Genomic DNA, 21655 nt, shown 5'->3' with positions numbered 1-21655 from the left:
TTTGCAGCTGCGACTACAGCGTTGTGCCTCCTCGGACCGGGCGGCCACTTCGAGGTTGCGCTGCGGGAGGCATCGGGAGAGATGCCCGGACCGGCTGTGCGGGAACAGAATCGGTCGTTGGCCCCCGGCGAGAGGAAGGGCCTGCCGATGCCCGCGCTGCCCACCTTCCGGCTCGAGGAGTACTTCTCGAGGTGGGAGTTCGTCGCCCCGTACCACCTGACCGCCTCCGACGCGGAGACGGTCTCGATGGCGGAGCTGCTGGCGATGGCCGGCGAGGAGGACCGCGCCCGGTGGGAGACCCTTCGGCTCGGCTACAGCGAGACCTTCGGCCTGCCCGCCCTGCGGGCGGCGATCGCCGAGACCTACGAGCGGGTGGACGCCGAGCAGGTGATCTGCTTCGCCGGCGCGGCCGAGGGCATCACCCTGGCGATGCAGGTCCTGCTCGACCGGGGCGACCACGCCGTGGTGGTCACGCCCAACTACCAGGCGGCCGAGACCGTGCCCCTGGCGATCTGCGAGGTCACCGGCGTCGCCCTGCGCGAGGACCAGGGCTGGGCACTCGACCTCGCGGAGGTCGAGCGTGCGCTGCGGCCGAACACCCGGCTGGTGTCGGTCAACTTCCCGAACAACCCCACCGGCACCGTGCCCGACCAGCGGACCTGGCGGCGGCTGGTGGAGCTGTGCGACGAGCGCGGGGTGCGCCTGTTCAGCGACGAGGTCTACCGCGGCGTCGAGCTGGACCCCCGCGACACCCTGCCCCAGGCGGCCGACCTCTCCTCCTCGGCCGTCTCGCTCAACGTGCTGTCGAAGGCCTACGGCCTGGGCGGGCTGCGGGTGGGCTGGATCGCCTGCCGCGACGGCGCGGTGCTCGAGCGGCTGGAGCGGGCCAAGCACTACTCGTCGATCTGCAACCCGGGCCCGAGCGAGGCGCTGGCCGTCATCGCGCTGCGGGCCCGGGAGCGGATCCTGGGCCGCAACCGACGGATCATCGCCGAGAACGTCCCCGTGGTGCGCGCGTTCCTCGACGCCCATCCCGACCTGTTCGCCTGGGAGCCGCCGCGGGGCGGCTGCGTGAGCTTCCCGCGCTACCTGGGTTCCGACGGCGTGGAGGCGATGTGCGCGGAGCTGGTGGAGCAGGCGGGCGTGCTGCTGCTGCCGGCGAGCATCTACCGCTCGGAGCTGACCGCGGTGCCCACCGACCGCTTCCGCATCGGTGTCGGCCGGGCGGACCCGGGCGAGGCGCTCGACCGCTGGGCGAGCTGGCTGGACGAGCGCCGATGAGGCCTCCTGCCGCGCCCACGACCACCAACAGCCACGATCCTGAGGAGGTGGACCAGTGAGCAAGCAGCTGCCGGTCGTCGGTCTGGCCGACATCACCGCCGTGGCGACGAGGAGCCTGGTGCTGGACGCGGTCCGGTGCGCCCTCGTCGCGCACGCCGAGGGCGCGACCGTGCTCCCGCCACCGGCGCACCTGGACTTCCCGGCCGGCGACTGCCACGTGAAGACGGGCTACGTGAAGGGCATGCCCCATTTCGCCGTCAAGGTGGCGACCGGCTTCCCCGGGCGCGGGCTCCCGGCCAACGACGGCCTCCTGCTCGTGATCGACGCGTCCACCGGGCGCCCGGTCGCCGCACTCGCCGACGAGGGGTGGCTCACCGCCTGGCGGACCGCAGCCGCCGGTGCGCTGGTCACCCACGCGCTCACCCCGGCCGGTGTGACCCAGGTGGGCGTCCTCGGCACCGGCCCCCAGGCCCGCCTCCAGGTCGAGTGGCTGCGCGAGCTGCGCCCAGTCACCCAGGTCGTGGTCTGGGGCCGCCGCCCCGCGGCCGCCGCGGAGGTCTGCGCCGACCTGCGCGCCGCCGGCGTGGCCGCCGAGCCGGGCGCCGCCGAGCGCGCCGCCTCCCAACCCTGCGTGATCGCCGCGACGCCGGCCACCGCGCCCCTCGCCCCGGCCTCCAGGTTCGCCCTGGCCAAGCACATCACGGCGATCGGCACCGACATGCCGGGGAAGAACGAGCTGCCCCCGGAGCTGTTCGCCCAAGCCACCCTCATCGCCACCGACGACCACGACCAGTGCCTCGACCACGGCGACTTCGGCAACGCGGTGCGCGCCGGTGAGGTCGCCGCCGACGCGGACGTCCCGGTCGGCACCGTGCTGGGCTGCACCCCGCGGAAACGGCTGGGCCGCGACGTCCTCTCCATCGCCGACCTCACCGGCATCGGCGCCGCGGACGCGGCGGTCGCCTCCGCCGTCACCACCGCCCTCTGGGCAGCGTGAGCAGGAACGCGACGCCGATGAGCGCCGCCGCGTAGAGCAGGCTGGTGCCGAAGAACGGCAGGATCGCCACGGTGCCCACGGTGACCAACAGGACACACAGGCGGATCCCCCGCCCGCTCAGCAGGCGCCGGGCGGCGAGGAACGTGGCCAGGAAGATCAGCAGGAACGCCGCCGAGGTCGCGGTGATCAACCTCGTCTCGGTGCTGCCGGTGAGCGCCAGCAGGCCGACCGGGACCGCGTAGCCCGGTACCAGGGCGAGCAGGGCGGCGTAGGGCACCGCGTCCCGCCCCGAGGTCCTGGCCAGCGCGGAGGGGAGCATCCCGTCCCTGGCCGCGGAGTAGACCACCCTCGAGGTGCCCATCACCCACGCGTTGCTGGCCAGCAGCAGCAGCACGATCGCGACCACGTTCCCGACCAGCGCGACCTCGCGGCCGCTGGCCACCTGCAGCAGGGTGGCGAACGCGGTGATCTGGCTGCCCTCGGTCGCGCCGGCCGGCAGCACCAGCACGACCGTGACCGACATCGCGAGGTAGAGCGCGCCCACCGCGAGCACCGCCCAGAGGATCGCCCTCGGGTAGGTCCGGCGCGGCTCGACGACCTCCTCGGCGACCGGCGCCGCGTTCTCCCAGCCGATGAACCCGAAGAAGCAGATGATCAGCGCCTGGCCGGCGGCGAGCCAGCCGTGCGGGGCGACCGGCTGGAGGTTGGCCGGGTCGGCGTGCGGCAGCGAGATGACCATCACGACCACCAGGAAGCCGACCAGGGCGCCGAGCACCAGGCCCTGGACCCGGCCGCTCACCTTCACTCCGAGCAGGTTGAACAGGATCGACCCGACCATCAGCAGGAAGCCGACCCCGGCGACCGCCAGGGTGTCCGGCTCGGGGTCCCAGCTGCCGAGCAGGTAGCGCGCCGCCGCGAGGCCGAGTACCGGGTTGGCCACGAGCAGGGTCAGCATCAGGAACGAGGAGGTCCACCTGGCCGCTCTGCCCCCGAACGCGTACTCGATGAACTCCGCGATGCCGCGGCTGGTCGGGTGGCGGATCGAGAGCCGGGCGAAGACCAGCCCCAACGGGTAGGAGTAGATGACCAGCACGACCCAGGCCACGAGCGACAGCGGCCCCGCCTCGGCGGCGGCGTGCCCGGGCAGGATGAGGATCCCGGTCCCGATCACCGAGGTGACGTAGTGCACGACGAGCCCGGGCACGCGGATCGACCGCCGCAGCTCGGTGGGCGCGGGCGTGCCCGCCGTCGGCGCCGAGGTCGGCTGGCTCATCGGAGCGCCTCGCCGATCTCGTGCAGGAGCAGCTCCACCATCGGCCCGCTGGCCGCCCGCCCGACGAGCCCGATGCGGAACGCCTCGTGCTCGGCGTAGGGGGTCAGTCCGCCGGCCACCATGATCCCGGCGTTGCGCCCGAGGTGCTCGCGGATCCGGTCGGCCCGTGGGTCCCTGGCCACCACGACCAGGCTCGCCGCGCACTCCTCCGGCGCGGACACGGCGAGCCCGAGCCGCCGCAGCCCTTCCCGGCACTCCGCGGCCAGCGCCGCGCGCCGGGCGAGGAAGGCCTGTGCCCCCACCGCGTGGATGCGGGCGACGCTGCTGGCCAGCACGTGCACCAGGTTGGTCGGCATGGTCACCGGCGTCGGCTCCCAGTCCGGGCTCTCCCGCGCGGCCCTGTCCCAGGTCAGCAAATCGAAGAACCAGGTGGGCGGCCGGCAGGAGCGGCTGTGGACCCGGTCGCGGCCGCGGTCGGTGAGCGCGACCACGCCCAGGCCCGGGGCGCCGCCGAGCCCCTTCTGCGACGCGGTCACCAGGGCGTCGAGGCCCATCCCGGTCATGTCGATGTGCTCGCCGCCCGCCGCCGCGACGGCGTCGACGAGGATCACCGCGCCCTGCGCGTGGGCCAGCTCGGCCAGCTGCCGCACCGGGTGGCGTACCGCGGTCGCGGTCTCCACGTGGGTGACCAGCACACCGTCGCTGCCCGGCAGCACCTCGGCCACCCGCCGCGGGTCGACCGGCAGCCCGGGCTCGCACGGGACGGTCGCCACGACCAGGCCGTGGGCGCGGGCCATGGCCGCGAGGCGGGCGCCGAAGTAGCCGGACTCGACGACGACCACCCGCTGCCCCGGCTCGAACAGGTTGGACATGGCCGCGTCGAGCGCCGCCGAGCCGGAGCCGGGGATCAGGTAGGTGTGCCGCGAGCCGAGCAGCGCGCTGAGGTCGGCGAGCGCCTGCCGCAGCCGCGGCACCCAGTGTGCGCCGTAGTGCGGCTGGATCGGCCGGCCCAGGATCTCCTCGTCGTCGGGGTCCAGCCGGCAGGGGCCGGGGATCATCAGGTGCTCGTGGGCGGCCCAGGCCGAGGTGACCGTGCTCATGGCGTTCCCTTCCCCTTGCCCGGCTCAGGCGGCCGGGCTGGCGGCCGGTGCCGGGGACAGCCGCGCCGCCACGGCGGTGAGCAGCTCCCAGAGCCGCTCGACGTCCTCGTGCGTGGTGTGGATGTTCCCGATCGACACCCGGATCACATAGCCCTCCTCGACCACGGCGTGCGACACGAACGCCGAGCCGGAGGCGTTGACCTCCTCGACGACCGCCGCGTTGAGCGCGTCGACCTCCGCGCGGCGCCCCCGCAGCGCGGCCGGCTCGAAGCGCAGGCAGACCAGCGGGTAGAGCGAGGTCACCGGGCAGTGCCAGTCGGGGTGGCGCTCGACGCTGGCCCGCAGCCACCGCGCCTGGCCGACGCTGTTCTCCAGCCGCCGGGCGAGCCCGGCGCGGCCGAACGACCGGATCACCCACCACAGCTTGAGCGCCCGGAAGCTTCGCCCCAGCTGCGGTGAGAGGTCCATGAAGTCCACCGTGTCCGCGTCCTGGTGGGAGGTCAGGTACTCGGGCACCAGCCGGAAGGTGCGGGCCAGCGCGCCGCGGCGCCGGCAGTGCAGCACGGTCGCCTCCATCGGCACGTACAGGCACTTGTGCGGGTTCACCACCAGCGAGTCCGCCGGCGAGAGGTCCTCAACCGCGTCGGTGAGCGAGGGCGCGAGGCGCCAGAAGCCGCCGAACGCGGCGTCGACGTGCAGCCAGACGCCGTGCCGGGCGCACACCTCGGCGACCGGCGCGACCGGGTCCGCTGCGCCGACGGAGGTGGTGCCGACGGTGGCGACGACCGCGACCGGCACCGCGCCCGCGGCGAGGTCCCGCCGGATCGCCTCCTCGAGTACCTCGGGGCGCAACCGGTAGTGCTCGTCGACGGGCAGGCGCACCACGTTGGCCTGGCCGATGCCCAGCGTGATCGCCGCCTTGTCCACCGAGCTGTGCGCCTGCTCGGAGGTGTAGACCCGCAGCGTCGCGCCGGCCGGGACGCCGTTGACCCGCACGTCGTCGCCGAGCGCGGCGTCCCGGGCGGCGGCCAGGGCGTAGAGGGTGGCCAGGGACGCGCCGTTGACCAGGACGCTGTCGGCGCCGGCCGGGTAGCCGACCAGCTCGGCGACCCAGTCCAGCACGACGCGTTCGAGCGCGGAGGCGGCCGGCCCGCTCTTCCACAGCATGGCGTTGACGTTCATCGCGGCGGTCAGCGTCTCGGCCAGGACACCCGGGAAGCTCGCGCTGTTGGCGAAGTAGGCGTGGAACGACGGGTGGTTCCAGTGCACGACGTGCGGCAGCACCCGGTCGCGGGTGTCGGCCAGGACGCGGGCGAAGTCCTCCCCCGCCTCGGGCAGCGGCGCCCGCAGCGCGTCCATCAGCTCGGCGCTGGTCCGCGGCACGGTCACCGGCACCTCCCGCACCGACTCGAAGTGCTCCCGGACCATCGCGAGGAGCTCGCGCCCGTGCCGCTCGAACTCCGCCGGCGCCCAGTCGCCGACCCGCTCAGACATTCGCCGCCTCGTCCTCGAACAGCTCGGTGACCTCGCCGTCGTGGGCCACCGTGCGGTCCTCCCAGTCCCAGCCGCCGGACACGGTGAGCGTCGTTCCCGAGACGTAGTCGGCGCGGTCGGAGACCAGGAACGCCACCGCCTCGGCGATGTCGCGACCGGTCCCGAGCCGGCCCGCCGGCACCCGCCTGGCCATCCAGGCGGCCTGCTCGGGCGGGAGGTGGCCGTTGTCGATCAGGCCGGGCGCCACGCAGTTCACGGTGATGCCGTGGCGGGCCTCCTCGGCCGCGAGCGACCGGGTGAGCACGGCGACGCCGGTCTTGGCCACCGCGTAGGCGGCGATGTTCGGCGCGCCACGCACGAGGACGGTCGGGCTGAGGCCGAGGTTGACCACGCGCCCGTACCGCCGCTCCCGCATGGTCGGAAGCACCGCCCTGGTCACGTAGAACGTGGAGTTCAGGTTGCTGTCCATGATGGAGTCCCAGCGACGCGCGGAGGTGGCGGCGACCGGGCTCAGCGTGAACTCCCCGACGTTGTTGACGAGCACGGTGGCACCGACGCCGAAGTGCTCGGCCGTGGCCCGCACCAGGTGCTGGGCCTGCTCGGGATCGCACACGTCGGCCCGCAGCGCGACGGCCTGCCCGCCGGCCGAGCACAATCGGTCCACAAGGGACTCTGCGCTCGCGGCGTCGGAGCGGTAGTTCACCGCCACGTGCATGCCGTCGGCCACCAGCCGCTCGCAGAGGGCGGCCCCGATGCCCCTGGCACCCCCGGTCACCAGTGCCACACGCATCGCCGGCTCACTCCTCGCCGTGGTTGTGGTCGTGCTCGTGGTCGTGGTCGTGCTCGTGCGGGACCTCGGTGAGGTAGACGATCTCGCGCGGGACCGAGCAGTAGCGGGCCTGGAAGTCGTCGATCAGCGGGCCCTCGCCGGCGGTGAGCGCCTCGGCCTCCTCGCGGCTGCGCCACGGGTACAGCACGTCCACCCGGGTCGGCTCGTCGTCGTGCTGCAGGAACGTGGCATGGCCGAGGAAGGCCGGGTGCTCGTGCGCGGGTGGGCCGACCAGGTCGTCCATTCGCTGCATGAGCTCGGGGATGCGGTCGGTGAACTCGGGCTTGATGCGCCAGGTCTCGAGGACGTGAATCATTGCTCTCCTGCCTCCGTTGTTTCTCCTGTGGACGACGACTCGGCGCCGGCCTGATCTCTGGCCTGGAAGTACTCGTTGAGCAGCGAGGTGCCCTCGGGGACGAACCGCGTACACACGAAGACATGGTCGCGCCGGTTGCGGGACTGGGCGGCCAGCAGCCGGCCGGCCGCCGCGTGCACGAGGTCGGGCAGGCCGCCGTGGCGGCGCAACTCCTTGGTCCGCCTGCGCAGCTCGCGCAGTCGGTCGATCATCTGCTCGTGCTCGCGGTTGAGGGTCCCGGAGAACCCGGGGCTGGTGAACGGCGGCGCCATCGAGGGCCGGATCACCTGCTCGTAGAGCGCCCGCGGGAAGTCCGCCGCGTAGTGCATCGTGGCCGTCGCCGCGTCGTAGAGCACCCGCAGCTCGTCGAACGTCTCGGCCAGCTCGCCCCACCGGGCGCCCCGGAGGGCGTTCGCCGCGGAGTCGAGCAGCGTGTTCATCGCCGCGAGATGCAGGTGGAACAGCTGGTGGCCGAGCTTCCACCGCAGGACCGCCTTGTCCAGGCCCGGTACCGCCAGCATGGCCCGGTCCAGTGCGGTCACGCCGCCGCCTCCGGTGCCTGCCCGGGGCGCTCGTACCGGCTGTGCCAGCGCTCCAGCGTGTGGAGCAGCACGACGACGCAGCCGGCGAGGATGTCGTAGCGGTCCTGCGCGGACAGGTCGGTCGACTCGAGGTCGGCCAGGACCCGGCGCTGGACGTCCAGACAGGACCGTGACCAGGACAGGAAATCCGACTGTTCCCGGACGAGCCGGAAGTACCCGTCGTACTCGGCTCGGCTCGACGCCCCGGACACCGCGTCCGGCATGCGGCCGTCTGCCGGCAGCGACACCGGCCGGACCAGGCCGAAGTCCGGTGACACCTCGTTGTTGTCTCCCATCGGCTTCTCCCCCGACATCACGTCGATCCCTCCAGGTGGCGGCGAACCACGTCGCTCGCGTTGCGGCCGGGCACTCCGAACACCCCACCTCCGGGGCGGGTCCCCGCCGCACAGAGGTACAGGCCCGGCACCGGCGTGTGGTAGTCGGCGTAGCCTGGGACCGGGCGACCGGCGAACAGGTCCAGCGGCGACATCGCACCGTGGTACAGGTTCCCGCCGGGCAGGCCGAGCTCGCGCTCGAGGTCCAGCGGGGTGTAGACCCGCCGTGCGGTCACGGCGTCTCCCAGGCCCGGCAGATAAGGCTCCACATAGGACATAACATCGTCCGCGAAGGACTCGCGCAGGTCGTCCCAGGTCGTGCCGACCAGGGTGTACGGCACGTACTGCACGTACATGCTCATCACGTGCTTGCCCGGTGGGGCGAGGTCGGGGTCGAGGATGCTCGGGATCGTGCACTCGACGTGCGGCCGTGCCGGCGGGCGCCCCTGCCTGGCCTCGGCGTGGACGAGATCGAGGTGGTCCATGCTCGGCAGGATCTGCAGGGTGCCCCGGTAGTGCGGCCCCCAGCCGGTGAAGCCGCGCACCCCGGGCAGGCGGTCCAGCGCGAGGTGGATCTTCGCGGCTACACCCTCGTAGTCCCGGCCGAGGACCGCGCCGCGGTAGGCCGCGGGGACCGCGCCGGGGTCGAGCAGGCGTAAGAAGGTCGTCTTCGGGTCCGCCGCGGAGACCACCACCCTGGCGCGCAGGGCTCGTCCGTCGGCGAGCTCGACGCCGTCCGCGCCCTCGGGGCCGACGCTGATCCGGCTCACCGGGACGCCGGTCAGCACGTCCGCGCCGTACTCGGCGCACACCGCCGCCAGCGCCTGGGTGATGCCGCCCATGCCGCCCTTGACCTGGCCCCAGGACGGACGGCCCGCCTCGGTCGAGCCCAGCTGGTGGTACAGCATGAGGTAGGCCGTACCCGGCATCGACGGTCCGGCGTCGAAGCCGACCGTGCCGTCGGTGCACAGCGTCACCTTGAGCTCGTCGGACTCGAACCACTCGTCGAGCAGGCCGCGGGCGCTGCCGAACAGGGCGGTGACGAGCCGGGCGAGATCGGCGTCGGGCAGGTCCACCGTGTCGCGCAGCGCGGCCTTCAGCGCGGGGATGTCGTCGAACAGCGGCGTGCGCGCCTCGCCGACGAAGTACCGCTCGACGATCCGCGCGATGCGGCGCATGGTGTCGCCGTAGTCGGTGTAGCTCGCGGCGTCGCGGGCGGAGAAGCGGGCGATCTCGGCGGCCGAGGCCGCCGGGTCGGCGCTGAGCGTCATCGTCCGGCCGTCCGGGAACAACGCGGTCACCGACGGGTCGCGCGGGATGATCTCCAGGCCGTGCTTGGCCAGGCTGAGGTCGTCGATGATCTCCTGCCGGAACAGGGTCGTCACCAGGCTGGCGGTGGAGAACCGGTAGCCGGGAAACAGCTCGTCGGTGACGCACGCGCCGCCGACCTTGTCCCGCCGCTCGACGACGGCGACCCGGTGGCCGGCCTGGGCGAGGTAGGCGGCACACACCAGGCCGTTGTGCCCCGCGCCGACGACGAGCGCGTCGTAGGTCTCTTCTCCCTGGGCTTCGTGCACGATCGAGGGTCTCCGTTCCAGAGGTTCCTCGGCTGCACCGCAGCCGCGCGGAGGAGGACGTCCGCGGACACATCGTCTTACCGGCGGGAACCGGCACGCATCTTCCCGGTTGCGCTCGCGTGGACCGCGTCGCTGCGCCCTACCGGGGCAGCAGCCGCGGCTCGGTGCTCTCCCGCTCGAGCCGCCCCGCGAGCCAGGCCCGGTACCCGCCGGCCGACGGGGAGGCCCGCGGGTAGTCCTCACCCAACTCGCTGACGTAGCGACGGAACGAGGCACCGTCCGGGTCGAACCCCAGCGCGTACCGCGCCCCGCCGCCGCTCGCGACCGGCTCGGTGAACAGCCACGGCGCGAGGTAGGTCGCCGGCCCGGCGCTCACCCGCGCCGCGGCGTCCCAACCGGCCACGACCAGCAGGGGCGCGTCTCCCGCACCCGCCGGCACGACGGCGAGGCCGTGCCGGTCCGCCGCGGAACGGACGGCCCGTGCGGCGGCGGTCCCCCGCGGGCTGGCGTCGGCGGCCACGGCGAGACGCCAATGTCCCTCGGCGGCGAGGGTGTCGACGGTGTGGCGCAGCGTCGCGAGGTCGCGGGGGTCCAACGCCTGGGAGGGACAGCGCGGTGAGGCCACCGGCCCGCCGGTGGCGAGCACGGCACCGAGCAGGGCGCTCGCACACTCCGGCCCGTCCGGTGGCTCGACCGGGCCGGTCTCGGTGCCGGTGCCGGTGTCGGTGGCGAGAGAGGCGACGCCGCCCCGGTACCGCACCCACAGCTCGGCCCGCCCCGCCGGCAGCTCCACCGCACGCCAGCCGCCGGTCGTGCCGGCGCGTTCCGTGGCCGGGCGCAGGTCGGTCCGCGCCGCGCCCACCTCGGCGTCCGGCGCGGCGACGTGCACGAGGTTCCAGCCGGGCAGGTTGGGCACCACGAGCACCTCGACCCGCCGGCCGCCCACCTCCACCGCCGCCGACCTCGCCACCCCCGGTACCGGTTCCTCCGGCCGCAGCACACTCGCCTGGGCGACCCCGGCCACCAGAGCCGTGGCGAGCACCGCCGCCCCCGTGCGCAGGCCCGCCCCCTGCCACCGGCCGCGCGGCCGGGCGACCACGAACCACCCGAGGGCGACCAGGCAGAGCAGCACCCCGGTGTGCAACAGGGTCAACGTCCGTTCAGGACCGGTGGCCCCGAACCAGGCGCCGAACAGGGGAACCGCCGCGAGCGCGGCCAGCGGCAGGAACACCCACGGGGCGAACCGCCGCACCCGGGCGACAGCGGGCGCGAACCGCGGTTCGCGGGACAGGGCCAGGTACAGCGGGGCGGCGAGCGCGGCGAGCAGCAGCGGCACCACCTGCTCGGGCAGGGCCAGCCCGCCGGCCAGCAACAGCTGAAGCGTCGCCGCCGCGCAACCGGCGCCGACCACGCCGGCGGTGGTGGAGCGGCTCGGTTCGGCGAGGAACCCGCGCAGCAGCACGAAGCCGGCCACCACCGGTACCGCGGCGAGCAGTGCCACCCGCAGGACGAGCGGCCCCATGCTCACCCCCAGCTCGAGGTGGCCGTGCTCCCCGCCGGCGGCCAGCAGGAGGGCCATGGCTCAGGCGGCCGCCGGACGCGGCGTGCACGAGCACCGCATCAGCGCGCGCTCCTCCGGTCGGGGCCGCAGGTGCAGGACCATCGCGACCACCATGGGTGCGAAGACGATCGCGTTGTAGAACAGGTGCAGCTCGACGCGCGGGAACACGAGCTGGGCGATGCTGGTCGGCGCGGCCTTGCCCATCAGGTTCGCGCCGGTGACCGCCTGCAGCAGCAACAGCAGATGCTCGAAGTGGTGCCACACCTGGATCCACATCGCGATGTTCCACCACGTCCTGGAGCGCCCGACGAAACCGTGCCGGAGCATCACGAACGCCACGAGCATCACCACGGCGAACCCGTAGTGCAGCCACTCCGAGGTGACCAGTGCGGGGAAGACGAGGCCGAGCGCACCGCCGGCCTGTGGCCGGGGCCAGCCGAGCACGTAGATCTGGTAGGCCTGGGCCAGGTGCTCCACCCAGTGGGCGACCACCACGAACAGGAACACCATCAGCGCCGCCTTGTGGTGGCGGGTGTTCAGCAGCCCGTCGGGTCCGGTCCAGCGCTTCGTCGTCGTTCCCACCGGCCGTACAGCGGTCATCACCACTCCTCGGTGTCGCGAGGGCACGTCCGCACGGCCCTCGATCGCGGTCTTCGCGTCCAGCTCGCCGGATGACGAAGCCCATCGACCGGGACTGTGCGGACGCGCCCTGGCCAGCGCAGGGCGTCCTGGTCGATGCTCTCAGCTGGCGGTGACCGGTCACAGCGCCGACCGGAGGATTCTCCCGGCGCGCACACTGCTCTCGGTAGTCCAAAGGACAGTCAGGTCCCGGGTAGCACCGGCACGGGCAGCCGGGGCAGCTGGAACATCGACACGAAGCGGTCGAGTGCGTCGGGCGCGCCGGCAACGGAGACCCGCCCGCTGGCAAGCGCCTCGGCGGCCGTCACGTCACCGGTCAGCAGCGACTTGAACAGCGGCCCCGCGTCGATCACCGCGTCGGCACCGGACAGCGGTCCCGGGGCGACAGCGACGCGTCCGTCGTCGACCCGGACATGCACGACCAGCGACCCGACGTGCAGCTCGTAGCCCGCGGACACGTCAACCGCCCGTTCGGGCAGGAACGTCGCGCGGAGCGCGACGACCAGCGAGTCCTCTGTGATGACGTCCTCGGGCCGGGGCGCGGCCAGCGCCATCGCCCCCCACCGGCCGAGCGCCAGCACCACGTCCTCGAGCGCGCGGCCGTACTCGGTCAGCTCGTAGCGTTCCTGCGCCTGCCCGGCACGCGGGCCGACCGTGCGCACGATACCGCTGTAGGTCATCTCCTTGAGCCGCATGGACAGCAGGGCCGTCGAGATGCGCGGCAGTCCCTGGTGCAGCTCGGCCCTCGTCTTGGCACTTACCAAAAGGTCGCGGACAATAAGCAGGCCCCAGCGTTCGCCCACCATTTCGATGGCCCGGGAAAGACCGCAATACTGCCCGTAGCTCGAGCGAGTGACCTTCAGCAGCTCGGAGATCACGGAATCAAGGCGGCCCGGATCGGACCCGTTCGTCGTGAGCCGAAACCGGTCACCCGAGATCGTCACACCGTCCTCGTCCATGACGACCTTCCACGTGGGCTCAGTCATTCCAGCGTCCATTCTGCTCGGCCAACTACGGCATCGGCGGGTACGTGCTACCGCACGTCACGCGGTGAGGATCGGCCTCATGGCTCCATGGTCTGCCGGTGGCCCACACCGCCGCATCTCCGGGGATGCTTCGCGCCCGACGACTCCACGACGGCCGGGCCGAACCGCCGGCTGCGCATCTTCTATCCTCCGTTCGCAGCATTCCCGCCGGAATGAGGTCGGGGTATGAGAGACTCGGCAACGCCGGAATAACCAAAGTGAACGTGAAGAGGTGCCGTCAGAGGTGTGGTCCGCGTCGGAAGGTCGGGAAGCTCCCGAACAGGCGATGAACGGCCCACGACGGGGGAGAGCAATTGGCCTTGCGACTACTCGGCCCACTGGAGTTGTCGGCCGACGGACGTGAGCGCGACCTGGGAGGTGCGCGCCAGCGAATCGTGCTCGCGATGCTCGCCCTCAACGCCAACCGGGTCACCCCGACGGACCACCTGATCGACGCGGTGTGGAACACCTCGCCGCCGACCACCGCGCGCGCCCAGATCCAGATCTGCATCTCCGCGCTGCGCCGGGTCATCGGGGACTCGGACGGCCCGCTCCGGATCCACACCCGCGCTCCCGGCTACCTGCTGGAGATCCCGGAGACCGAGCTCGACTCGGCGCAGTTCACCAGGCTCGTCGCCTCGGCCCGCCAGCTCGTCAACGCCGACCGGCTCTCCGAGGCCGTCGCGGCGCTGCGGGCGGCGCTCGGCCTGTGGCGCGGACCGGCCCTGGCCGGGCTGAACAGCGACCTGCTCCAGCGGGAGGCCGCCAAGCTCGAGGACGAGCGGGTGGCCGCCACCATGGAGCGGCTCCGGCTCGACCTGGCGCTGGGCCGGCACGAGGAGATCGTCGGCGAGCTCATCGCGCTGGTCGAGGAGCACCCCCTGCGCGAGCAGCTGTACGAGCTGCTGATGCTCGCGCTCTACCGCTCGGGCCGCCAGGCCGAGGCCCTCGAGGTCCACCGGCGGGCGCGCAGCACCCTGGTCGAGGAGCTGGGCATCGAGCCGGGGCCCAGCGTGCGTCAGCTGGAGGGCGCCATCCTCAACCGCGACCCGGAGCTCGACCTCGGCTCCTCGGCGCCCACCGCCCCGACCTCCCCCACGACGCCGACGACGACACCGAGCGTCGCCGACGCGGCGGCTCCGGCCGCCACCGGCGGCGGGACCCCCACCAACGAGCCGCAGTCGGCCGTGCCGCGCCGGCTGCCCGCGAGCATCGCCGACTTCACCGGCCGGCAGGCGCAGCTGGAGGAGATCAAGCGCGCGCTCGGCGAGTACGAGGAGGAGTCGAACCACTTCGGCACGCGCATCGTCGCGATCTCCGGCAAGGGTGGGGTCGGCAAGTCCACCCTCGCCCTGCGGGCGGCCCACGAGCTGCGTGAGGTCTACCCGGACGGGCACCTCTACGGTGATCTCGAGGCATCGGCCGGGGAGAACCGGGTACGCGGGATGCTCGGCCGGTTCCTGCGCGCGCTGGGGGTCGAGGGGTCGGCGCTCCCGCACGACGACGAGGAACGGGCCGACCTGTACCGCAGCCGGATGGCCAACAAGCGGGTGCTCGTCGTGCTGGACGGCGTGAGCGACGAGGACGAGGTCATCCCGCTGCTGCCCGCAGGGCAGGGCTGCGCGGTGATCGTGACCAGCCGGGCTCCGCTGAGCGGGCTGCCCGGCGCCTACGCCGTGTTCATCGACGTCCTGGACGTCGACGCCTCGCTGGAGATGCTCACCAAGATCATCGGCTCGCAGCGCCTCGAGCAGGAGCGTGAGGCCGCCGTCGAGCTGATCACGCTGTGCGGCGGCCTGCCACTGGCCATCCGAATCGCCGGCGCCCGCCTGGCCTCGCGGCCGCACTGGCGGCTGGACGTGCTGGTCGCGCGGCTGCGCGACTCGGTGCACCGGTTGGACGAGCTGTCCTATCGAGGGCTTGCCCTGCGTTCCAGCATCGACCTCAGCTACCACACGCTCTCCCCCCTCGAGTCGCGCCTGTTCCGTCGGTTCGCCCTGGTCAGCGCGCCCGACTTCCGGCCGTGGACCTCCGCCGCGCTGCTCGACATGGACGAGTTCGACGCCGCCGAGGTGATGGAGAGCCTGGTGGAGGCGCAGCTGCTGGACGCCGTGCAGTACCCCGACGAAAGCCTGCGCTACCGGTTCCACGACCTGATCCGGGTCTACGCGACCGAGCGGCTGCAGGCCGAGGAGCCGGCGGCCGACCAGACCGCCGCGGTCACCCGGCTGCTCGGCGCGTGGCTCGCCGGCGCGGAACGGGCGCACTACAAGGAGTACGGCGGGCACTACACGACACTGCACGGCTCCGCGCCGCGCTGGCGGGCCGCCGGCGAGCTCGACGAGATCGAGGACCCGATGGACTGGCTGGAGACCGAGCGCCGCTCGCTGGTCGCCGCCGTCCATCTGGCCGCCGACCACCGGATGACCGAGTTCTGCTGGGACCTCGCGCTCACCCTGGTCACCCTGTTCGAGGTCAAGGGCCACTTCGACGACTGGCGCGAGACCACCAGGCGGGCACTGGGCGCCTGCGAGCAGGCGGGCAACGAGCGCGGTCGTGCCGCGATGCTCTACTCGCTGGGCACGATGCACATGGCCCAGAAGCGCCTGGTGGAGGCCGGGGAGTACTTCGAGCGCGCCCTCGCGGCCTTCGAGGGGGTCGGCGACGTGCACGGCAGCGCCCTCGTGCTGCGCAACGCGGGCACCGTGGACCGGTTGCGCAACCGGGACGAGGAGATGCTGGCCAAGTACCGGGGCGCGCTGGACCGGATGCGTGCGGTGGGCGACCGGATCGGCGAGGCCCACGTCCTGCAGAACCTGGCCCAGGCGCGGATCGACGAGGGGAACGCCGAGCAGGCGCACGAGCTGCTGACCGCCGCGCTGGAGCGCTGCCGCGAGGCCACCTACCTGCGCGGCGAGGCGCAGGTGCTCAACCGCTTCGCCGAGCTCCACCTCTCGACCGACCGGGTGGAGGAGGCCCATCAGGCGCTCAACCGGGTCCTGCTGATCGTCCGCGACATCGGCGACCACATCGGCGAGGCGCACGCGCTCTACCGGCTGGGCGTGGTCCGCCAGCGCACGGGTCGGCTGGACAACGCCGAGATCACCCTGCAGCACGCCCTGTCGGTCGCGACGAGAGCGGGGCAGCGGATGGTGGAGGGCAGGGCGCACTACGCCCTGGGCGAGATCGCCCTTGCCCGGGGCAGGGCGACGGCCGGTGCCGACCACATCGACGCCGCGGTGGCGACGTTCGCCGAGCTCGGCTCGACGGTCTGGCACGCGAAGGCGCTCATCCTGCGTGCCGACATCGCCCAGGGCCGCGGCGACGCCGGCCGGGCCGGCCGGGACGTCGAGCAGGCCGTACGCCTGCTGGACAACGTCGGTTCGGCCGAGGCGGCCCGACTGCGGGCCGAGCTGGAGCGGGACCGCAGAACACCGCTGGCAAGCAACTCGGCCGGGAGCGACGATCGCGGTCCCGGCTGAGCGCGGTATTCGGAATTCACGGCCAATCCGTTCAGTCCATCGAGTTGGTCCCGGCCGAGCAGGCGGGCTGGTCCCAGCTGCAGTCGGCGACCGAGTTCGCGGCCGGAACGGTAACGACGACACCCACGATTCCGATGAACAGACCGGCGACGGAAACGGTGATCTTGCGAATAGCAGACATGGTTCGGGCCTCCGAGGTTTCGTTTGGTTTATTGCGGGTAATACCGGTTGAGAACGAGTCAACGACGGCCCGCCTTCGTTTGACCCTCGGCGGCCTTATCGGCCGCTATTGGCCGGCGATAGCGCGCCGATAGGCCCCCGGTAGCCGGTTGCGTGACAGTTGCCCCCATGGCCCGCGCAGGCGAGATGGGGGCAGGGATGACGGAGACGATCCTTCGGCTCCACACCGACGAGGTGTGGCGTGCACTGGACGCGATCGACGCCGTCTCCGTGCTGGCCGAGGACCTGATCGGGCGGACCGTCGCCCGCGTCGACCACCACTCCCGTCCGCTGGGCGCGCTCCTGCCGTGGACCGGTCCCCGACCGGCGGACGCGCAGGTCGTCGACCTCGTGGTGCTCGAGCACCCGCCCGGTACCGAGACCTGCCTGGTCCCCGCGGAGAGCCTGCGCCTGGCCGGCTCGGCGGCGCTCGCCGCGCTGGCGGCCCGCGCGCTGCTGGTCCCTGGTGGGATCACGGTGGCGGTCGTGGGGACGCCAGGCCCCTCGCAGCCGCAGCTGTCCGTCATCGCCCGGCACGTACCGGACATCAGCCACGTCGCGCTGTGCCTGACCGGCATCGCCCGGACCACCCAGCTCGAGCCCGAGCTGCTCGACCAGCTCCAGCTCAGCGGGATCGGGCTGTCGGTGGTCGACACCGCCAGCGACGCGGTCTTCGGCGCCAACCTCGTCCTCGTCGCCGGCGACACGCCCCGGGCCGACCTCGCCGAGCTGCGGCTCGGCCGGCTGGCCAGGGGTGCGGTGCTGATCAACGCGACCGGCCGCGACCTCCCGGCCACGCTGGTCGACCGCGCGGACCAGGTCGTCGTCGACGACCTGGCCCTGCTCTCGACCAACGGTCACCGCTACGTGGTCGCGGCGCACCGGGCGGCCCTCGCCGCCCACCACGCCCCTCGGATCGCCGCCGACCTGGGCCAGCTGCTGACCGGCCGGGACGCGGCGGACCGGCAGGCGGACGCGGTCGTGCTGGTGGAGCTGCTGGGGGTGTGGGAGCTCAACCCGCGGCTCGCCGTCCGCATCTACCAGGCAGCCCAGCGCAGTGGTCTGGGCAGCCCGATCCACACGAACGGGAAGTAAGCGACATGTCCGAGCTCGGAGCCCGCGACCGCGCCAACCCGCCGACCTGCGGCAGCCGGCGGCACGACGACGCCGAGGCACCGGTACCGGCGGTACCCGGCATGCGGCTCTGCGGCGGTTGCCGCGAGAGCCTGGAGGACACGCTCATCGAGCTGCCCGAACTGTACGAGAACTGCGCCTACGCGCTCGCCCCCCGCTCCGGCGGGCTGCGCGAGCGGGTCAGCGGGCACCGGCCGGACGGGATCGTCCTGCACGAGGCCGCGTTGACCGCCCGCGCGGACATCCTCGGGGTCCTCGCCTCCTGGTGCGCGCTGGTGACCGCGGAGCGCGGCGTCCCGGGGCCCGGCGAGCTGGCCGTGCGCCGGCTGACCGGTTTCCTGGCCGTCCACCTGCACTGGCTGACCAGGCACCCGGCCGCACCCGAGCTGGCCGACGAGCTGGACGAGCTGAGCGCGGCGGCCACCGAGGCACTGCGCCACTCCGGAACCGCGATTCGCAAGGTCGTCGGCGAGTGCTCCATCGCGGGGTGCGAGCTGGTCGTCTATGCCGAGACCGAGCGGGACAACGCGAGCCCGTTCGGCGTGAGCTGCGAGAACGGCCACGAGTGGGCACCGGAGAGCTGGCTGTCGCTGTGGCGGCCGGAGGCACCGGCACGGACGGAGGGCTCGGAATGAGGTCCGCGACCGGACCCCGCCGCACGGTCCCCACCCAGCTCGCGGCCCTCGCCGCCGGCGTCACCGAGGCGACCGTCCGCAAGTGGGCGAGCCGGGGCAAGCTGACCCGCTACGGGCGTCCCGGGCGCGCCGAGTACGACCTCGACGAGCTGCGGTCGCTGGTCGTCGACGGCCGCAGGAAAACGGTGGAATAAACACCGAGGAATACCCGTCCTCACGCCTGGCGCGGACCCCGTCCGCGCTTTCGGCATGTGCCGTCGATAATTCCTGGCATAATTCCTGACGCAGAGCTGGAGCAACCTCGACATGTTCTCGAAGAACGCTTGACATAGATACGAAGAACTGTCACGCTTTTCTTACCACTCGCCTGCCCGAATTCAGTTGCGAGGCAGCGGAGGAGAACCGAGGCCCACCCCACGTCGGGTGGGCCTCGTCGCATCCCCCACCTTCGAGGAACGGAATCCACCATGCGTATCGAGATCAAGGTTCTCGGACCCCTCGAGGTCTCCGTCGGCGGAGTCTCGGTCGTGCCGAGCGCCAGCAAGCCCAGCCAGATGCTGGCGATGCTCGCGTTGAACGCCGGTCAGGTCGTCACGATGGACGCGCTGACCGAGGAGGTCTGGGACTACCGGCCTCCGCGCAGCGGCGTGCCCACCCTCCATACCTACATCCTGAAGTTACGACGCAAGCTGCAGCACGCCCTCGCCAACCAGGGCGAGGTGGACTCGAAGGACATCCTGATCACCCGCCGCTGCGGGTACCTGCTCAACGTCGATCCCGACTGCGTGGACGCGGTCCGCTACGACCGCCTGTCGGCGACGGGGCGCCAGGCGGTCAACGAGGGCGACCACGAGACGGCCTCCAGGATGCTCGGCTCGGCGCTGAACCTGTGGCACGGCCCGGCCCTGACCGACGTGCAAACCGGGCCCCAGCTGGCCATCGAGGCCATGCGACTGGAGGAGAACCGCCTGGGCGACCTGCACCTGCGCATCGAGGCCGACCTCCGGCTCGGGCGCCACCACCAGCTGCTCGGCGAGCTGGCCATGCTGTGCGCGCGCCACCCGATGATGGAGAACTTCTGCGTCCAGCACATGATCGCCCTGTGCCGCGCCGGCCGGCACAGCCAGGCACTCGAGGTCTTCCTGCGGCTGCGGGCGACCATGGTCGAGCAGCTGGGCGTGGAGCCCTCCGCCCGTGTGCGTCATCTGCACCACGCGATCCTGTCCGGCCAGTCGGTCGTCGACGACCCGAACTTCGTCGTCAACAGCTGAACTGGACCCGCGCATGAGGGCTGGTGCGGGCGGCGGTCAACGCCGCCCAGGAGACGAGCTCGACGAGGTCGGCGTCCGCCGGGTGGCCGGCGCGGTAGGCCGCGACCAGGTCGGCGTCGACCTGGTAGGACGCCTTGGCGACGAGCAGCGCGAGCCGCGCGGCCGGGCGGTCGGGCGCGGGGACCACCTCCACGAGGTCCTCCACCCACGACCGGGAGAGCCCGGGTGGCGTGCCGTCCCAGTCGCGGACCTCGGCCACGACGAGCTCACGGACGGCGGGCGGCACCGCGTCGGTCGCGTCGACGGCGGCCACGGCCCGCGCGAACGCGTCGGCGATGCGCGGATCCGCCGCGGCCCAGCCGAGGTCGGCGGGCGGATCGGCGGGCGGCAGGAGCGCGAGCGCCTCGCCGGCACGCCCACCGCGTAGCGCCGGTCCGCGCATGACCCGCCCGACGAACGCGGCGGCGCGGCCCCGAGCCGCGCGCGGTACCCGGGGCGGCAGCGGCGACTCGCCGAGGAACACGTTCACCACGCGGTTCAGGTACTGGAACGCCACCGCGACGCCGATCAGCTGGGGGGCGTCGCTCTGGGCGAACGGGCGCGGCCCCGCGGCCGCACCGGCACGGGTGGTGCTCTCCCGGGCCCACCGGGACAGGGCGGCCAGGTCCCCCTGCTCGGCGGCGACCCCGCTCACCAACCCACCCAGGGTCGCGGTGTGCACCTCGACGCAGTACGGGCAGGTGTTGGCGGCCGACACGCCCGTCGCGACGGCCTCCTTGGCCGCCCGGCTCACCGTGGTGGTGACCACCAGCGACTCGCTCAACACCGTCCACGCCGCGGCGAGGGCGCCCGGCGCCGGCGAGTGCAGCGCGACCGGCGGGGCCAGCATGCCGAAGCGGCGTTCAAGCTGCCGGTACACCCGCGCGGTCAGCCCTTCGGCGGCGCGGGGGTGCACCGGGGTGACGTACCGAACCTGGTTGAGCGAGGACCGCAGCGCGGTGCGGATCACCCTGCCGGCCATGCGCACTCCCTGCCTCGTGGCGATGTCGTGCCCCAACCGTAGGGCGACGGCGAGAGGCGGTGTTCTCGCAGAGTGCGCGCGTCGAGCCGCTCGGCCACCCGACGAGGATCACTCCAGCAGCCGGGCGAGCCCCGCGTACCCGACCTGCTCCAGGCGGCGGCCGGACATCGCGTAGTAGTCGGCGCCGGCCCGGATGCCGTGGCCCTCGACCATCCGGTTCATGAAGTTGAACAGCGCGCACACCATCACGGCGTGGTGCAGCGCCAGCTCGTCCCACCCGGCGGCGAACACCGCGTCCGCGTCGGCCTGGGTGAGCCCCGCCGGGTCGCGGGTGAGCCTGGCGACGTAGCGCAGGACCGGCCGCATCCGCTCGTCGACCGGCGCGGCGTCGAGGTCCGCGACGGCCGCGGGCACGGCGCCCTCGGCGATCCCGCAGGCCTGCGCGGTGACCGTGTGCACCCCGTGGCAGTAGTCGCAGGCGTTCAGGCCGGAGACGTAGGCGGCGATCAGCTCGCGCTCGCCGGGGGTGAACGGCGACGGGCCGCGCATCACGACCTCGTGGTAGTCCAGCAGCGGACGGGAGGTCTCGGGGAACGCCCGGAACACGTCGGTCAGCACCGCGTCCTCGGGTAGGGAGCTCAGATACGACACGCCTCGTCCTCCGCCGCTCGATCGATCTCGTTGCGCCGCAACCAACACACGGTCAGGTACACCCGTTCCGCGTGACCTGCCGGGCCGGTTCGCCGCTCGGCGGCCGCCACCACCCGCTCCGCCGCCGACCACTGCTGGCGCAGCGCCGCCGACCGGGTTCCCCCGCCGGCGTCGGCCGCGGCCAGCGCGGGCCGG

22 protein-coding genes are annotated in these 21655 nt (G+C 73.0%); 7 read left to right on the top strand and 15 right to left on the bottom strand.

The window, feature by feature from the left end; translation table 11 throughout:
• Window positions 1-117 precede the first annotated feature (117 nt).
• Window positions 118-1281, top strand: coding sequence for an aminotransferase class I/II-fold pyridoxal phosphate-dependent enzyme (locus tag BU204_RS30675; RefSeq protein ID WP_233160774.1), 1164 nt, complete (start codon window positions 118-120; stop codon window positions 1279-1281).
• A gap of 55 nt (window positions 1282-1336) precedes the next feature.
• On the top strand, window positions 1337-2278 hold the full coding sequence (locus tag BU204_RS30670) for a Rossmann-fold NAD(P)-binding domain-containing protein (RefSeq protein WP_198943048.1): 942 nt from the start codon (window positions 1337-1339) through the stop codon (window positions 2276-2278).
• Here BU204_RS30670 and BU204_RS30665 read toward each other — a convergent pair.
• From BU204_RS30665 to BU204_RS30615, 11 genes are all read right to left on the bottom strand, one after another.
• Entirely contained in the window at window positions 2253-3551 is a 1299-nt protein-coding gene (locus BU204_RS30665) for an APC family permease (protein WP_075129277.1), read from the bottom strand. The genes BU204_RS30670 and BU204_RS30665 overlap by 26 nt on opposite strands.
• Complete coding sequence (locus BU204_RS30660) at window positions 3548-4651, bottom strand: pyridoxal-phosphate-dependent aminotransferase family protein (protein ID WP_075129276.1); 1104 nt, start codon at window positions 4649-4651, stop codon at window positions 3548-3550. The genes BU204_RS30665 and BU204_RS30660 overlap by 4 nt, the downstream gene beginning before the upstream one ends.
• 24 nt (window positions 4652-4675) lie before the next feature.
• The gene (locus tag BU204_RS30655; RefSeq protein ID WP_075129275.1) at window positions 4676-6145 is read right to left on the bottom strand and encodes a pyridoxal phosphate-dependent decarboxylase family protein; all 1470 of its coding nucleotides are present in this window, start codon (window positions 6143-6145) and stop codon (window positions 4676-4678) included.
• Window positions 6138-6935 (bottom strand): SDR family NAD(P)-dependent oxidoreductase, encoded by a 798-nt coding sequence (locus BU204_RS30650; protein WP_075129274.1) that lies wholly within the window; start codon window positions 6933-6935, stop codon window positions 6138-6140. Before BU204_RS30650 ends, BU204_RS30655 begins: the two co-directional genes overlap by 8 nt.
• A 7-nt stretch (window positions 6936-6942) precedes the next feature.
• Window positions 6943-7290, bottom strand: coding sequence for a hypothetical protein (locus BU204_RS30645; RefSeq protein ID WP_075129273.1), 348 nt, complete (start codon window positions 7288-7290; stop codon window positions 6943-6945).
• Window positions 7287-7871 (bottom strand): hypothetical protein, encoded by a 585-nt coding sequence (locus tag BU204_RS30640; protein WP_075129272.1) that lies wholly within the window; start codon window positions 7869-7871, stop codon window positions 7287-7289. The genes BU204_RS30645 and BU204_RS30640 overlap by 4 nt, the downstream gene beginning before the upstream one ends.
• Entirely contained in the window at window positions 7868-8206 is a 339-nt protein-coding gene (locus tag BU204_RS30635; RefSeq protein ID WP_143229873.1) for a hypothetical protein, read from the bottom strand. The genes BU204_RS30640 and BU204_RS30635 overlap by 4 nt, the downstream gene beginning before the upstream one ends.
• A gap of 17 nt (window positions 8207-8223) precedes the next feature.
• Entirely contained in the window at window positions 8224-9822 is a 1599-nt protein-coding gene (locus tag BU204_RS30630) for a phytoene desaturase family protein (RefSeq protein WP_075129270.1), read from the bottom strand.
• Between the two features lie 139 nt (window positions 9823-9961).
• Window positions 9962-11401, bottom strand: a complete 1440-nt coding sequence (locus BU204_RS42040; RefSeq protein ID WP_075129269.1) for a DUF6239 family natural product biosynthesis protein — start codon at window positions 11399-11401, stop codon at window positions 9962-9964.
• A gap of 3 nt (window positions 11402-11404) precedes the next feature.
• A complete protein-coding gene (locus BU204_RS30620) occupies window positions 11405-11983 on the bottom strand; it encodes a hypothetical protein (protein WP_198943047.1) in 579 nt (192 codons plus the stop codon).
• A gap of 221 nt (window positions 11984-12204) precedes the next feature.
• Window positions 12205-13008 (bottom strand): winged helix-turn-helix transcriptional regulator, encoded by an 804-nt coding sequence (locus BU204_RS30615; protein WP_233160772.1) that lies wholly within the window; start codon window positions 13006-13008, stop codon window positions 12205-12207.
• 353 nt (window positions 13009-13361) lie between these two features.
• Between BU204_RS30615 and BU204_RS30610 the strand changes: the two genes are divergently transcribed.
• Window positions 13362-16529, top strand: a complete 3168-nt coding sequence (locus tag BU204_RS30610) for an AfsR/SARP family transcriptional regulator (RefSeq protein WP_143229872.1) — start codon at window positions 13362-13364, stop codon at window positions 16527-16529.
• A gap of 31 nt (window positions 16530-16560) precedes the next feature.
• Here BU204_RS30610 and BU204_RS40330 read toward each other — a convergent pair whose 3' ends face one another.
• Complete coding sequence (locus BU204_RS40330; protein ID WP_158073533.1) at window positions 16561-16710, bottom strand: hypothetical protein; 150 nt, start codon at window positions 16708-16710, stop codon at window positions 16561-16563.
• Between the two features lie 197 nt (window positions 16711-16907).
• Here BU204_RS40330 and BU204_RS30605 point away from each other — a divergent pair, with 197 nt between their 5' ends.
• From BU204_RS30605 to BU204_RS30590, 4 genes are all read left to right on the top strand, one after another.
• Window positions 16908-17843, top strand: coding sequence for a hypothetical protein (locus BU204_RS30605; protein WP_075129267.1), 936 nt, complete (start codon window positions 16908-16910; stop codon window positions 17841-17843).
• A 5-nt stretch (window positions 17844-17848) separates the two neighbouring features.
• Window positions 17849-18517, top strand: a complete 669-nt coding sequence (locus BU204_RS30600) for a hypothetical protein (protein ID WP_075129266.1) — start codon at window positions 17849-17851, stop codon at window positions 18515-18517.
• Window positions 18514-18711, top strand: a complete 198-nt coding sequence (locus tag BU204_RS30595; protein ID WP_075129265.1) for a MerR family transcriptional regulator — start codon at window positions 18514-18516, stop codon at window positions 18709-18711. Before BU204_RS30600 ends, BU204_RS30595 begins: the two co-directional genes overlap by 4 nt.
• A 273-nt stretch (window positions 18712-18984) precedes the next feature.
• Window positions 18985-19788, top strand: coding sequence for an AfsR/SARP family transcriptional regulator (locus BU204_RS30590; protein WP_083661782.1), 804 nt, complete (start codon window positions 18985-18987; stop codon window positions 19786-19788).
• Here the strand turns inward: BU204_RS30590 and BU204_RS30585 are convergent.
• The 3 genes from BU204_RS30585 to BU204_RS40325 form a co-directional block, all read right to left on the bottom strand.
• On the bottom strand, window positions 19778-20809 hold the full coding sequence (locus BU204_RS30585) for a carboxymuconolactone decarboxylase family protein (RefSeq protein WP_075129264.1): 1032 nt from the start codon (window positions 20807-20809) through the stop codon (window positions 19778-19780). The genes BU204_RS30590 and BU204_RS30585 overlap by 11 nt on opposite strands.
• A gap of 108 nt (window positions 20810-20917) precedes the next feature.
• Entirely contained in the window at window positions 20918-21460 is a 543-nt protein-coding gene (locus tag BU204_RS30580) for a carboxymuconolactone decarboxylase family protein (protein WP_075129263.1), read from the bottom strand.
• Window positions 21448-21655, bottom strand: a 208-nt coding sequence (locus BU204_RS40325; protein ID WP_233160770.1) for a DUF6187 family protein, incomplete at its 5' end; no start/stop codon positions are given. The genes BU204_RS40325 and BU204_RS30580, both read right to left, overlap by 13 nt.

Origin of the sequence: Actinophytocola xanthii, assembly GCF_001921205.1 — a bacterium.
In the GTDB taxonomy this organism is placed as follows: Bacteria; Actinomycetota; Actinomycetes; order Mycobacteriales; family Pseudonocardiaceae; genus Actinophytocola; species Actinophytocola xanthii.
This window is presented reverse-complemented; position numbering and strand designations above follow the sequence as displayed.